The 246-nt window shown below is 47.2% G+C and carries 1 pseudogene; it reads left to right on the top strand.

Going from position 1 to position 246, the window contains the following annotated elements:
- A pseudogene (locus tag P6709_RS20185) lies at nt 1-246 on the top strand (hypothetical protein); the annotation flags it as partial.

Below are 246 nucleotides of genomic sequence, written 5' to 3'. Positions count from 1 at the left end.
GGAATTTCGCTACCTTAGGACCGTTGCAATGCTTTTTATAGCCGCAGCCTTCTTTGGTCCGCTTGTCAGCGCGGTATCAGGCGTTGCAGTCATCACTGCACCTTCACTCATTATTGTGGGAAGTCTGATGATGGGAACGATCGTTGGGCTTGAGCATCATCTTCATGAACAGCAGATGAATGATTATAGCCGTACTGAGGAGATATTCATGCGTTTTCTGAAAACCTTCAGGATCAGCTTTCTGCC

Origin of the sequence: Jeotgalibacillus sp. ET6, assembly GCF_029667115.1 — a bacterium.
Classification (GTDB): domain Bacteria; phylum Bacillota; class Bacilli; order Bacillales; family Jeotgalibacillaceae; genus Jeotgalibacillus.
The sequence above is the reverse complement of the archived record's forward strand: the minus strand, read 5'-3'. Positions and strand labels throughout refer to the sequence as shown.